At 68.0% G+C, this 14,014-nt stretch carries 9 protein-coding genes and 1 other RNA gene; 4 read left to right on the top strand and 6 right to left on the bottom strand.

Annotated elements, in window-relative coordinates:
* The first annotated feature begins 221 nt into the window (after positions 1-221).
* Entirely contained in the window at positions 222-1,640 is a 1,419-nt protein-coding gene (locus QZ609_RS10465; protein WP_295494032.1) for a carbohydrate porin, read from the top strand.
* 39 nt (positions 1,641-1,679) lie between these two features.
* On the opposite strand, the gene recR is transcribed toward QZ609_RS10465, so the two are convergent.
* From recR to QZ609_RS10445, 4 genes are all read right to left on the bottom strand, one after another.
* Positions 1,680-2,300 (bottom strand): recombination mediator RecR, encoded by a 621-nt coding sequence (gene recR / locus QZ609_RS10460; RefSeq protein WP_295494030.1) that lies wholly within the window; start codon positions 2,298-2,300, stop codon positions 1,680-1,682.
* Positions 2,300-2,599, bottom strand: a complete 300-nt coding sequence (locus QZ609_RS10455) for an antibiotic biosynthesis monooxygenase (protein ID WP_295494028.1) — start codon at positions 2,597-2,599, stop codon at positions 2,300-2,302. Before QZ609_RS10455 ends, recR begins: the two co-directional genes overlap by 1 nt.
* A 24-nt stretch (positions 2,600-2,623) precedes the next feature.
* Positions 2,624-2,971 carry a YbaB/EbfC family nucleoid-associated protein gene (locus QZ609_RS10450; RefSeq protein ID WP_295494026.1) on the bottom strand — a complete coding sequence of 116 codons (348 nt, stop codon included), beginning with the start codon at positions 2,969-2,971 and terminating at the stop codon, positions 2,624-2,626.
* Between the two features lie 73 nt (positions 2,972-3,044).
* A complete protein-coding gene (locus QZ609_RS10445; RefSeq protein ID WP_295494024.1) occupies positions 3,045-5,258 on the bottom strand; it encodes a DNA polymerase III subunit gamma/tau in 2,214 nt (737 codons plus the stop codon).
* A 126-nt stretch (positions 5,259-5,384) separates the two neighbouring features.
* Here QZ609_RS10445 and ffs point away from each other — a divergent pair.
* Positions 5,385-5,483, top strand: an RNA gene (gene ffs / locus QZ609_RS10440) — signal recognition particle sRNA small type.
* Positions 5,484-5,549: 66 nt separating this feature from the next.
* Here the strand turns inward: ffs and QZ609_RS10435 are convergent.
* Together QZ609_RS10435 and QZ609_RS10430 are read right to left on the bottom strand one after the other, a co-directional pair.
* On the bottom strand, positions 5,550-9,074 hold the full coding sequence (locus QZ609_RS10435) for an exodeoxyribonuclease V subunit beta (protein WP_295494022.1): 3,525 nt from the start codon (positions 9,072-9,074) through the stop codon (positions 5,550-5,552).
* Positions 9,071-11,926 carry a PD-(D/E)XK nuclease family protein gene (locus QZ609_RS10430; RefSeq protein WP_295494021.1) on the bottom strand — a complete coding sequence of 952 codons (2,856 nt, stop codon included), beginning with the start codon at positions 11,924-11,926 and terminating at the stop codon, positions 9,071-9,073. The genes QZ609_RS10435 and QZ609_RS10430 overlap by 4 nt, the downstream gene beginning before the upstream one ends.
* Before the next feature lie 201 nt (positions 11,927-12,127).
* On the opposite strand from QZ609_RS10430, the gene trxA reads away from it, so the two are divergent.
* Together trxA and rho are read left to right on the top strand one after the other, a co-directional pair.
* A complete protein-coding gene (trxA, locus tag QZ609_RS10425; RefSeq protein WP_295494019.1) occupies positions 12,128-12,454 on the top strand; it encodes a thioredoxin TrxA in 327 nt (108 codons plus the stop codon).
* Between the two features lie 191 nt (positions 12,455-12,645).
* A complete protein-coding gene (rho, locus tag QZ609_RS10420; protein ID WP_295494017.1) occupies positions 12,646-13,908 on the top strand; it encodes a transcription termination factor Rho in 1,263 nt (420 codons plus the stop codon).
* Positions 13,909-14,014: the final 106 nt, after the last annotated feature.

Genomic DNA, 14,014 nt, shown 5'->3' with positions numbered 1-14,014 from the left:
GGGCCACCGCCACAAACAGGCCGAGGGTGACGAGATCGAAGCGGGCGAGATTCATCGTGGAAGCGATCGGGCGAGGTTGGAAAAAATGCAACAAACTGCGGGGCTGATGCGAACCATTTTCATCTGGAAGTCACGACCGCCCATTTAGCATGGCGGGGTTTTTGCCCCAACCAGGGCTGCAAGCTAGGAATTCTAACGGCTGCCCCTATTTGTCGCGCCCCATGCCCTTGCCGTTTCTCCACCGATCGCCCCTTCATCAGGTACGCCCCGCTGATCCGCGCCGCACGCTTCGCCGGTCCCTGATTGCCGTCCTGTGCGGCTTCGGCCTGCATGGCGCAGCCCTGGCCGCCGAGGATGCCGCCAGTGATGCCCAAGCAACCCCGCAAGCCCAGATCGCCCCCGAAGAGGAGCGCTGGAACGTGCACGGGCAGTTCACCAACGTGACGCAATGGCACCCCGGCTTCAGTGCGGCCTACTCCGGCGCCAACAGTCTGACGCCCACCCGCGACAACAAGGAAACGGCGGACCTGACGCTGTTCCTTGGGCTGCGCCTGTGGAAAGGCGCCGAGCTGTATGCGAACCCGGAAATCGACCAGGGTTTCGGCCTGGACAACACGCTGGGCATGGCCGGCTTTCCGAGTGCCGAAGCCTACAAGGTCGGCAACTATTCGCCATATCACAAGCTGCCGCGCCTGTTCCTGCGGCAGGTGATCAACCTGGGCGGCGAGCAGCAGGCCGTCGAGTCGGGGCCCAACCAGCTGGGCGGCACGCGGTCGGCGGACAACCTGACCGTTACCGTCGGCAAGTTCTCGGTGGCCGACATCTTCGACACCAATACCTACGCGCACGACCCGCGCGGGGATTTCCTGAACTGGTCCATCGTCGAATCCGGCGCGTTTGACTACGCCGCGGATGCCTGGGGCTACACCCATGGTCTGGCGGTGGAGTGGACGCAATCGTGGTGGACGCTGCGCGGCGGGTTCTTCTCGCTGTCGGACGTGCCCAACAGCATCACGATCGACACCACGCTCAAGCAATACCAGTGGGTCGGCGAGTTCGAGGCACGCCACCAGTTGCTGGGGCGCCCCGGCAAGGTCAAGTTCCTCGCCTTCGCCAGCCGCGGCAGGATGGGCGGCTACGGCGACGCCGTCAGCCTCGCGCAGCAGACCGGCAATACGCCGGATACGTCGCTCGTGCGCCGGCTCGCATGGCGGCCAGGTTTTGCCATCAACCTGGAGCAGGAGCTGGCCGCCGACTTGGGCGTCTTCGCCCGCGCCAGCATGAACGACGGCAGCAAGGAAACGTTCGAGTTCACCGACATCAACCAGTCGGTGTCGGCCGGCCTCTCGCTCAAGGGCGACCGCTGGGGGCGCCATAGCGATACGGTGGGCGTCGCATTCGTGGTGAACGGCCTATCCAGGGCGGCACGCCAGTACTTCGAGGCCGGCGGCCTGGGTGTGCTGATCGGCGACGGCGCGCTGAACTACGGCACCGAGCGCATCGCCGAGCTGTACTACAACTGGGCGGTGGTGCCGCACGTCACGCTTGGCCTGAACTACCAGTACGTTGTGCACCCGGCCTACAACCGGGATCGCGGCCCCGTGTCGATCCTGGGCGCGCGCATCCACGCGGAGTTCTGACGACACTTGGGAGGGCCGGCACGCACGCCGGCCGGAGGGTCAAAGCTGGCGCCGGTCCAGCACCGCGCGGGCGATGGTGCCCGCATCGACATACTCCAGCTCACCGCCCACCGGCACGCCGCGCGCCAGGCGCGTCGCCTTGATGCCGCGCGCCTTGAGCATCTCGCCGATATAGTGCGCGGTGGCCTCGCCCTCGCTGGTGAAGTTGGTGGCGAGGATGACCTCGGCGCACGGCCCGCCCAGCGCCGGATCGGTCGCGCGGGCCAGCAGGCGTTCGAGGTGGATTTCCTTGGGGCCGATGTTGTCCAGCGGCGAGAGCCGCCCCATCAGCACGAAATACTGGCCGCGATAGGTGAGCGTCTGCTCGATCATCATCTGGTCGGCGGGCGTTTCCACCACGCACAGAACCGATGCATCGCGGCGCGGGTCCAGGCAGGTCTCGCAGACATCCTGCTCGGTGAAGGTGTTGCAGCGGCTGCAGTGCTGGATCGATTCGGTGGCCTCGGCCAGCGCCTGCGCAAGCCGTGCCGCGCCCTCGCGATCATGCTGCAGCAGGTGGTAGGCCATGCGCTGCGCCGACTTCGGGCCGACGCCCGGCAGCACGCGCAAAGCCTCGACCAGCATCTGCAGCGCCGACGGCGTGCCCGGACCGCCGCGCATCACGCGTGCTCCAGCACAGTCGTGTAGTGCAGCACGTCCGGCATCGGATCGTAGAAGTGGTGCAGCAGCGCGCGCCAGCGCTGGTACTCAGCCGACTGCCGGAAACCGATGGTGTGGTCTTCCAGCGTTTGCCAGCGCACCAGCAGCAGGTAGTCACTGGCCTTCTCCACGCAGCGCGACAGCGACAGCGAAACGAAGCCCTGCATCGCACCGATGATATGGCGGGCCTCGTCGAACGCCGCCTCGAAGGCGGCCTCCTGGCCGGGCTTGACGTGCAGCAGCGCGGATTCCAGCACCATGGCGCGATCCTGACCGAGGTTGGCTTAGAACGGCAGCTTGAAGCCCGGCGGCAGCATGCCCGCCATGCCGCCCAGGCCGGAGGTGACCGAACCCATCTTCTCCTGCGTGGTGGCCTCGGCCTTGCGCACGGCATCGTTGAATGCCGCGGCGACGAGGTCTTCCAGCAGTTCCTTGTCTTCGCCCTCGGCCAGCAGGCTCGGGTCGATCGACACGCGCTTCACGTCGTTCTTGCAGGTCATCACCACCTTCACGAGGCCGGCGCCGGACACGCCTTCCACCTCGATCTGGGCGAGCTGCTCCTGCATCTTCTTCATGTTTTCCTGCATCTGCTGGGCCTGCTTCATCAGCCCGGCGATCTGGCCTTTCATCATGGTCGTTGCTCCTTCAAATGGGGTTGAATGACGCGCCGCTGGCGGACACGTCGATGTACGATCAGGGAAATCTTCAGTGCGTGTGCGGCTGGATCGAGCCCGGAACCACCTGCGCGGCGAAGTCCCGTACCAGCGCCTGGACGAATGGGTTGGCGGCGATGGCATCCTCGGCGTCGCGCTGGCGCTGCGCACGCTGTTCAGCGTCGACCGCGGCAGCCGTGGCGCGCGCGGCGCCGATGTCGCAGGTGACGCGGACAGGCGTGCCGAAGTGTTCAGTGAGCGCGGCTTCCAGCCGTTCGATGATGCCCGCCTCAGCCAGCGCCGGCAGTGGCACGCGCAAGCGCACGGTGGCACCCTCCACGGCCACCAGCTCGCTCTGGTGGGCCAGCTGCTGGCCCAGGCCCCGCATCGGCAGGCGGGCGGCCAGCGTAGGCCAATCGCCGTCGAAGGTGGTCAGGCCGCTGGCGCTCAGGTCGGGCGGCGTGGCAGCAGCCACGGGCTCGGGTGCAGCGGTCTTGGCCGGTGATGCCATCGGTGCTGCCGCTGGAGAGGCAACCGGCGCGGGACGCGCAACCGGCTCAGCCGCACCCGGGCGCGTGGTCGGCGCCGACTCCCACCCGGCAAACGCCGCATCGATCTGGTCCAGCGACGGCGAGGCAAACTCGCCCGGCATCTCATCCCATGGCGGCGGGCCGTCGTCAGCGGGCGCGGCCGATGCGGCCGGCGGTTCGCGGCGCGGCGGCGGCGATGCGGGTGTGGCCACCGGGTTCGGACGCGGCCCCGCAGCAGCAGGCTTCGCAACCGGCGCAGGTGTCGCAGCCGGCGACATGGCGGGCGCAGCGGCCGGCGCGGAAGCACCACCGCGACCACGGCTCGACGCCTGACGTGCCGCTGCCAGCGCTTCCATCGCCGGCGAACGGCGGGCGGGGGCACTGGCTGCAGGCGCAGGCGCTTCGGCAACCGGCGCCGCCATTGGAACGGCAGCTGGGGGCGTGACCTGATAGGTCGCGCGCGGCGTCTCGACCATCGGCTCCGGGCGGGCAACCGGGGCGGCTTGCGCAACCGGGGCGGCAACCGGCGCAGCCGCGGTTACGGCCGGACGGGACGATGCAGCCGGTGCGCCTGCCGATGGCATCGCACGCCGACCACCTCCGCCACCCGACGGCGGCGTGGCATCCCCGCCGGACTGCCCAGGCTGGAACGCCAGCATGCGCAGCAACGTCATGGTGAAGCCGGCGTACTCGTCCGGCGCCAGCGCCAGCTCATTGCGGCCGAGGTTGGCAAATTGGTAGAACAGTTGCACCGACGCCGCATCAAAGCGCTCGGCCAGGCGGCGCACGTCGTTGGCCTCGGGCCAGTCGTCCTGCACGGCGGCGGGCACAACCTGCGCCAGCGCAATCTTCTGCAGCAGCGAGGCGAGATCCTGCAGCGCGCCCGAGAAGCTCAGGCTACGCCCGGCCATCTCGTCGGCAATCTCGACCAGCACGGCGCCGTTCTCGTCGGCCAGCGCGTCGAGCAAGCGCACAAGGTAGCTCTGGTCGATCGCGCCGAGCATGCCGCGCACGGCAGCCTCGCTCACCTCGCCCGCACTGTAGGCGATGGCCTGGTCGGTGAGCGACAGCGCATCGCGCATCGACCCTTGCGCGGCCGCCGCCAGCAGGCGCAGCGCGTTCGGCTCGTGGGTGATGTGCTCCTCGCCGAGGATGCGATCGAGGTGGGACACGATGTGCCCCGGCGGCATCTGCTTCAAGTTGAACTGCAGGCAGCGCGACAGCACCGTCACCGGAATCTTCTGCGGATCGGTGGTCGCGAGGATGAACTTGACGTGCTCGGGCGGCTCTTCCAGCGTCTTCAGCATCGCGTTGAAGGCGTGGTTGGTCAGCATGTGCACTTCGTCGATCATGTAGACCTTGAAGCGGCCGGACGTGGGCGCGTAGACCGCACGGTCAAGCAGCTGGGCCATCTCGTCGACACCGCGGTTGGAGGCGGCGTCCATCTCGATGTAATCGACAAAGCGCCCGGCATCGATCTCGGTGCACGCGCGGCACACGCCGCACGGCTGCGCGGTGATGCCGCCCTGCCCGTCGGCGCCCACGCAGTTGAGCGATTTGGCAAGAATGCGCGACAGCGTGGTCTTGCCGACACCACGCGTGCCTGTGAACAGGTAAGCGTGGTGCAGGCGCTGCTGTTCGAGCGCATGCGTAAGCGCGCGCACCACGTGTTCCTGACCGACCAGCGTGGTGAAATCGCGAGGGCGCCACTTGCGGGCGAGCACTTGATAACTCATGCGGCGGATTGTAGCAAAGCGGGGTGGATTTCCGACGCGCTTTCCGGTGCATCGAGCACCGTGCGCGCCGAGCGGATTTGAAGGGTATTCAGGTGGGGCCGCGCGAGTCGGTTACAATGCCGGTCGGACGGGCCTCCTCGCATGGTGGCGCGGTCAACCTGGTCAGGTCGGGAACGAAGCAGCCACAGCCGTTTTCCGCCAGTGCCGAGGGTCAGGCTCGTCCCCCTTCTCTTTTCCCCTCTGCATCACCCCTCCCCTTTTTGTTGTTGCGCGTTGTTGCGCGCGCCCGCGTCAGAACAGCGCGCCCTGGGTGTCGTCGCGTGACGTCTGCGCCGGCTTGGGCAGCGCATCCAGATCGATCCACTCGCCTTGCGCAGTCGCCACCCCAGCGCGGATGTCGCGACCGGGATACAGCGGCGTGACCGCGGCGACATAGCCCCGCAGCTGATCGGCGTAGGCAGCACGTTCGACTGGCAGCAGGCGCAGCTTGTAATCCACCACCAGCACCTCGTTGCCGCGCTCGATCAGGCGGTCGATGCGCAGCAGCGCGCCGTCGGGGCTGAACAGCTCGATCTCGTTGTGGGCAGCGTCGAAGCGTTCCGGGTCGAATACGTGCGCCAGCGCATCGGCAGACAACATGCGGCGCACGGCTTCGGCGGCGCGCGCGGCGTCGGCTTCCGTGGCGCCCGTTGCGGCAAACCAGCGCGCGATGGTGGCGGCGTCAGGTATCTGCTCCGGCAGCCCACGGCGCGTGAGGCGCTCCAGCACGGCATGCAGCAGCTCGCCCTGCGCGACTGCGCCCTGGTCGAACACAGGATCGGCCGTGTCGGTCGCCAGCTCGATGCCGCCGCCGACACGCACGGTCACCGTGAGCGGCGCGCGGAAGTCGTGGTACGCAACGGTCTCGGCCGCGGCATGCGCCGCATCGGCATCCGCCTCGCTGTCGCGCATGGGCGCCGGCACCGCCACGCCGGCCGTTGCCAGCAGCGTGTACCAGCTCGCGGTACCGTCGACCTCAGGCGCATCGCCCTCATCGACCGACTGGGCCGCCGCGCTGTCACGCTTGTTGGCCACGCCAGACACGATCAGCGCCTGCCGTGCGCGCGTCATCGCCACATACAGCAAGTTCCAGTTCTCGCGTTCGGCCAGGTTGGTCTCCTGCGCGAACAGTGGATCGCGCGCACGCCCGCGCTCGGCGGTCTTGCCGAAGGCGGAGAAATGCGTCGGCGCCTCCGCACCGGGCGGCCAGTCGATCAGGATGCCGGCGCTGTCGGCGCGCGTGTCACTGTGATGGCTGTCGAGCAGCACCACGAACGGCGCCTCCAGCCCCTTCGATGCGTGCACGGTCAGGATCTGCACCGCGTCCAGGCCCTCGCTGGCGAGTTCGGTGTCGATGGCGTCGGGGGCTTCCGCGGCGTCGCCCTGCATGCCTTCGTCGGGGCTTTCGTCTTCGTCACCCTGGCGGATGGCGCGCAGCTCGGCCATGAACTTGGGCAGGCTCGGGTAGCGGCCGCCGTCCAGGTCAAGCGCGAGCTTGAGGAAAGCGTCGAGGTTGGCCAGCGCCTGGTCACGGTTGGCGGCGGGCGCGCGCTCGGCATAGCGGCGCTTGAGTTCGCCGGTATAGACGATGTGGTCGAGCAGGTCATGCACCGGCAGCGTGGGCGCCACGGCCAGCCAGCGCGCGAGCATGCGGTGCGCGTGCCGCAGGGTAGGCGCGGCATCGGCCTGCCCTGCCAGCGCGATCAGGCGCTCCCACCACGTCGGCGCAAACGTGCCTTCGCCCGCCTGCGCCAGGGCGATCAGGTGGTCGTCCGTCGCGGCAAAGATCGGGCTGCGCAGCACGTGTGCCAGCGACAGGTCCGCCTGCGGCGTCATCAGGAAATCGAGCAGCGCGCACAGGTCCAGCGCCTCCAGCGTCGCCAGCAGACCGCCGCGCCTCGGGCTCAGGTACGGCACGCCGGCGTCGCGCAGGGCGCGTTCGTAGTCGGCCAGATAGCGCTTGCGGCGTACCAGCAGTTGGAAATCGCTCCAGCGCACAGGACGCTCGGCGCCGTTCTCCCGGATGGGCTCGCCCGCATGCAGCGCGCGCAGGCAGGCGGCCACTTGGCGACCTTCCTCGTAGCGTTGCGAATCGCCGGCCTCCTCGCGTGGCTCGCTGAGCGTGTCGCGCGGTGCGGCCTCTTCAGCCTGCACGGCTTCGGGCATGGGCACCAGCGGCAGCAACAGCGCCTGCCCGATCGGCGCGTCGACGGCGGTGCCCTGCTCGGCGTAGATCGGGTAGTCACCACGCGCGCGCGCCTGCAGGAACACGGCGTTGACCCACTCCAGCACGGCCGGCGCGTTGCGGCGCGTGCGGTTGGTGCGCAGCACGGTGGCATCGAAGCTGGCGACAAGCATGTCGCGTGCCGCGTTGAAGAGGCGCGCGTCGGCCCGGCGGAAACGGTAGATCGATTGCTTCGGATCGCCCACCAGGAACACGCTCGGCTGCGTGCCCGTGCCCGCATACCCCGCGAGCCAGCCTTGCAGGATGCGCCACTGCATCGGGTTCGTGTCCTGGAACTCGTCGAGCAGTAGGTGCTTGTAGCGCGCGTCCAGCCGCACCTGCAGGTAGGCGGCGGTGTCCTCGTCGCGCATCAGGCGGGCGGCTTCCCATTCGAGGTCGGTGAAGTCCATGGCGCGCGCCTGGCGCTTGTAGGCCTGATAGCGCTCGATCAGCGCGTCGCCGAGGGTAAACAGCGCGGCATTGACGGCGCGCACGCGGGCTTCATGACGGCGTGCCTGATACGTGGCCAACGCTTCGCACAGCGCCCCATGCAGCTCGACCAGCGTCCGCGCATGATCATCGCCGATGGCCTTGATGAGCGCCTTGGTGGGCTTGCACGCGCGCGGCTTGCCGGCCTGCGTGTGGAAAGCCGCAAACAGCGCGTCAAAGCCTTGCGTGCGCGCGGCCTCGTCCGCGACATCGATGCCGCGTGCCGCCGTGGCTGCCGATTCGATCTGCACGGCGCGCTTGCCCTCAGTCGCGCCGCCCTGCCCCAACCAAGCGGACACGCGCAGCATGTCGGCCAGCAAGGCGGCATCCTGCAATGCCTCGATCCGCGGGTCGGTATGCGCATCTTCCCCAAGCAGATCGTCGAGTGGCCCGAGCGGATGATCGCCAGCCTGTGCCTTGTACGCCCACCAGTCGCTGCGCTGGTGGAACATCGCGTCGAGCAGCCGGCCGGCCTGGAAGTCGCCCACCAGATCAGTGAGCTGCTCGTAGGCGATGCGCAACTCGGTCTGGTCTTCGGCCAACAGCCCGCGCCAGAACGGCGCCCACGCCTCGCGGCGCAGGCGTCCGGCATCTTCGCGCAGCGATGCGCCTTGCGGCACGCCCGACGATAACGGCGCCCCCCGCAACAGCGAGCCGAACCAACCGTGGAACGTATCGATCGCCATGCGCGATGGCGATTCGAGCACACGTGCGTACAGCCCCCGCGCGGTGGCAATCAGCTCCGGTGCATCGCGTTCGTCGACGGTGCGGGCGATCAGCTCGCGCACCACGCCATCGTCATCGGCACTGGCCAGTTGGGCGAGGATGTCCAGCAGCCGCTGGCGCATCTCCTCGGCCGCCTTGCGGGTGAAGGTGATGGCGAGGATGTCCGCCGGCGCCGCGCCGGCCAGCAGCAGCCGCAGCATGCGCGTGACCAGCAGCCACGTCTTGCCGCTGCCCGCGCACGCCTCCACCACCACGGAGCGCAGTGGGTCGCACGCGGCGCGCGAGAAGGCTTCGGGGGAAACGGGCGCGTCGTCGCGTTCATAGGCGTGGTCGCTCATGCCCGCACCTCCGGCTCGCGCGGCGCGCCCTCGGTCCAATAGCCCTTGCGGCACAGGCCGCGTGCAGCGCAGTAGCGGCAGGCCGATTCATCGCCGAAGGCCGGCAGCGGCGCGCCGGCGGCCAGGGCGGTCATGTCCTTTTCCATCTGTTCGAGCAGCCAGTCGACCACCTGGGTGAAATCCGGCAGGTCGACGTTGCGTTGATCCCCGCGCGCCTCGCCGTCGAGCGACACCCAGCCGCCCGCATCGGCGCGCGCATCGAGCACGCCGTAGAACGGCAGCTGGCAGTCTTCGAACGGCGTCTTGGCCCGGCGCGCCAGCACCATGGGGGATTGCGTCTTGTAGTCCAGCACCGCTACGCCGTGCTCGGCATGCACGTCGATGCGGTCGATGCGGCCGCGCAGGCGCAGCGGACGTTCGCCCGGCAACGTGATCGACGTATCGACGTCGACCTCGCCCGCCTCGAAGCGCCAGCCGTCGGCCTCGCGCGCGGCTTGCCATGCGAGGTACGACGGCATCACGCCCTGCCAGCGACGATAGAAGCGCAGCGCGTTGCCGTCCTCGGGCAGCAGCGGGGCGAACTGTTCATCAGTGATGGCTTGCAGTAGCGCCTGACGCTCGGCCGCGTCGTGCAGCGGCGTCTCCAGCAGGTGGCGATGGAAGCGATGCAGGATCGCGTGCAGGATCTCGCCGATGTCGCGCTTCTCCAGCTCGTCGGACACCTCCTCCAGCTCACCCAGGCGCAGCATGCGGCCGACGAAGAACTGGTAGGGGCAGCGGCGCAGGCTGTTGTAGGCGGCGGCGCTCAGCGTGGCGGGCACCAGCGTGGGCGCGGCGGGCGTCGGCATGTCGGTCGGCTGGCTGAGGGTCTGCAGGCTGGGCAGCACGACGGGCACGTCGATGCGCACACCGGCCACGGCCAGGCGGCGCTGCAGCCGTTCGAGCCAGCCGGAGAGCCGGTTGGGCTCGCCGCGGCCGCCATGGCGCTGCCATGTCAGCACGACCTCGGACGGATTGAGCAGCACCTCGGCCAGGTCGCGCGCCTGCTGGGCGAACCGCTGCGCGCGGTCGGGCAGGCCCAGTTCGCGGCGCACATCGTTGGAAAAGAACAGCCACTCCGGCTGCCCCGACGGCAGTTGCGCGTCGTCACAGCCGACCACCACCACGCCATCGAAGCGCCGCATGCGCGCGCCGTTCAGCGGCAGGATCACGACGCGGCGATCCGCCGGCGGCGCCGGTTCGCTGAACACGGCGGATTCAAGCAGCATCGACAGCAACGCGCGCCATTCCGTGAGCGAAAAGCGCGCGCTGGCATCGACGCTGCCATGCACGGACGTGCGCAGGCGGTCGATCCAGTCGAGCAGTTGGCGGCCAGCGTCGTCGTTCTGCAGACCGGTGCGCATGTGCAGGCGGTCGAGCGTGCCGGACAGGAGCGTCACCCAGGCATCGAGCGTGGCATTGCCGGCGCGGCGCCACAGCGCGGCCTCGTCGGCCAGCAGGCCGAGACGGTCGGCCAGGCGGCTGGTCTGCGGCTCACCGTCGGCCAGTTCGGCGGGGCGATCGGCCACCAGGCGGCGCAGGCGCCCCCACCCGCCCGAGACGTTGTGCCGGCGCACGCGACGCTCAAGCTCAGCGACCCATGTGGGCGCAGCGGACCCTGCGTCGGCATCGCGCAGGCAGAACGGGCTCTTGACGAGGTCGAGCAGCGCGGCAGTGTCGCCGTCGCCCTGGACCACGTCCACCCAGCGCATCAACGCGGCGGCAGCCCGGGTGGTGGAGAGTTTCCAGCCGGTCTCGTCGCGCACCGGCACGTTCACACGCGCGAGCAGTGCCCGCACGCGTCGCGCGACGATGCGGTCCTGCGCCACCAGCGCCAGTGAGCGGCGCCCCGCATTCAGCCAGTCGACCAGCGTATGCGCGGCGAAGGCGGCCTCGTCCTCGAACCGCGCTGCACCGGCGATGCGCAACACCGGCGCGGGAAGCCCCGCGTCAGGCGCGTCATCGTGGGTGCTCTGTGCGGGCGTCGCACATTCGGGCCAGGCGTGCAGCAACAGATCACGGAAATCGCCTTGCGTGGCGGGCGTAGTGGGCGCGGCGGCCTGCTCGGCTTCCGATGCATTCCAGTCATAGCCGACGGATAACACCGGTACGCGCTGCGCCGCCCGCGTGAGGAAATCGAGATCGACCGCTTCCGGATCGGTCGGGCTCACCCAGACGATCGGCCCACGCAGTTCGTCGAGCAGACGGCGCATCGCGCGCAGCCGCACCGGAATCGGATCGGATGCGCCGGAGAGCAAGCGCCAGAACGTCAGCACGATGCGCGATTCGGTGCCGAGAAACCGCTCGGACAACTGCGCATAGGTACGCTCCAGCGCGGCGGCCAGCGCGGCTTCCAGCGCTTCAGGCCGCCCCTCGGCAGCGCTGTCAGCCGCGTCGAGCGTCAGCCACCGCTGCGACAGCTCGTCCGACACGGTCACCAGCACCTGCGCCACGCCCCACAGCGCGGCATCGTCCTGCGCGCCGAGCGCCTCGCGCAGCCACGCCTGCGTCTTCAGCGCCTGCTGTACCGCCAGCAACCGCGAGAGCGCGCTGCGCGCGGCAGGCAGCCCCGGCTCGGGCGGCAGGTCAAGCAGCCAGTGGCCCAGCGTCAGGATGCGCGGCAGCAGGCGCGGCGCACCGCTTGCCTGGGCGCTCGCATGCAGCGCGCTGCGGATGCCGGGGATCTGCGCGGCGGTGGGCACGACGACGGTGCCCGCGCCGGGTGACTCGGCATGCGTATCCAGAAAGCGCCACGCCGCGTCGGCGGCATGGGAGAGAAATGCTGGGCCAGGCGCGAAGGCAAGCGTCTGCATGCGGCGTGGATGGGAGAGATGAACGGCGGCCGTCGCTATCGGTGCGATAGCGACAATCAACGGTTGAAAATGGGGGCGCCGGTACTATATCAGCAGCATCCGCCCCGGCAGTGGGCTGAATACACGCCGCCCGGCGTATTCGTGTAATGTATCGGTTCGGCGCCCGTCGCCAGCTTTTACGAAATAACAGAGGTTCCCGCCATGAGCGAACAGATCAAGTATGTGAGCGACGCGTCCTTCGAAGCCGACGTGCTCAAGTCCGACAAACCCGTGCTGGTCGATTTCTGGGCCGAATGGTGCGGTCCGTGCAAGATGATCGCCCCGATCCTGGACGAAGTGTCCAAGGACTACGGCGACAAGGTGCAGATCGCCAAGATCAACGTCGATGAGAACCAGGGCGTGCCGGCCAAGTTCGGCATCCGCGGCATCCCGACGCTGATCCTGTTCAAGAACGGCGCCGTGGCCGCCCAGAAGGTGGGCGCACTGTCGAAGTCGCAACTGACGGCGTTCCTGGACAGCCACCTGTAAGCCGACTCACCCGAAGGCGGCGCGGACTGTTTCCCGCCGCCCGAGTGCACGCTGGCGATCTTCTGCCTGGAAGCCCGCCAGCGTTGTGCTAAGATTGCACCGAATCTGTTTCCCCGAGCGTTCGCTCGACTTTTCCCCCTCCCCGCTTTCCCGTTTCGCTGCCCGTTCGGGCCCTTCCCATTCTTTCGTCTATGCATCTGACAGAACTGAAATCCCTGCACGTGTCCCAATTGCTGGAAATGGCGGGGCAGCTGGAGATTGATAACGCGCAGCGCATGCGCAAACAAGAATTGATGTTTGCCATCCTGAAAAAGAAGGCGAAACAGGGGGAAACGATTTTCGGTGACGGCACGCTGGAAGTGCTGCCCGACGGCTTCGGTTTTCTGCGTTCGCCAGAAACCTCGTACCTGGCCAGCACCGACGACATCTACATCAGCCCGTCGCAGATCCGCCGCTTCAACCTGCATACCGGCGACACGATCGAAGGCGAAGTCCGCACGCCCAAGGACGGCGAGCGCTACTTCGCGCTGGTGAAGGTCGACAAGGTCAACACCCAGCCTCCTGAAGCGGTCAAGAACCGCATCATGTTCGAGAACCTGACGCCGCTGCATCCGAACCGCACGCTCACGCTCGAACGCGACATCAAGGCCGAAGAAAACATCACCGGCCGCATCATCGACATGATCGCCCCGATCGGCCGCGGCCAGCGCGCACTGCTGGTGGCATCGCCCAAGTCGGGCAAGACCGTGATGCTGCAGCACATCGCGCATGCCATCACGACCAACCACCCGGAAGCCGAGCTGTTCGTGCTGCTGATCGACGAACGCCCGGAAGAAGTGACCGAAATGCAGCGCACCGTGCGCGGCGAAGTGGTGGCCTCCACGTTTGACGAACCGGCCGTGCGCCACGTGCAGGTGGCCGAGATGGTCATCGAGAAGGCCAAGCGCCTGGTCGAGTTGAAGAAGGACGTGGTGATCGTGTTGGACTCGATCACGCGTCTGGCCCGCGCCTACAACACCGTGGTGCCGACCTCGGGCAAGGTGCTCACGGGCGGTGTCGACGCCAACGCCCTGCAGCGCCCGAAGCGTTTCTTCGGTGCCGCGCGCAACCTGGAAGAAGGCGGCTCGCTCACCATCATCGGCACGGCCCTGATCGAAACCGGCAGCCGCATGGACGACGTGATCTACGAAGAGTTCAAGGGCACCGGCAACATGGAAGTGCACCTGGAGCGCCGCCTGGCCGAGAAGCGCGTCTACCCCGCCATCAACCTGAACAAGTCGGGCACGCGCCGCGAAGAACTGCTGATCAAGCCGGACATCCTGCAAAAGGTCTGGATCCTGCGCAAGTTCATCCACGACATGGACGAAGTCGAGGCAATGGAATTCCTGCTCGACAAGCTCAAGTCGACCAAGAACAACGCCGAGTTCTTCGACATGATGCGACGCGGCGGCTAAGCCACCTCGTTTCAGCAAAAAGCGCACCCAAGTGGTGCGCTTTTTTATTGCCTCGTCAACATCTTGATTTATAAGCGGATTCCCCCGACAGCCTCGTGAATCCTGC

Origin of the sequence: uncultured Ralstonia sp., from assembly GCA_913056305.1 — a bacterium.
GTDB lineage: Bacteria > Pseudomonadota > Gammaproteobacteria > Burkholderiales > Burkholderiaceae > Ralstonia.
The sequence above is the reverse complement of the archived record's forward strand: the minus strand, read 5'-3'. Positions and strand labels throughout refer to the sequence as shown.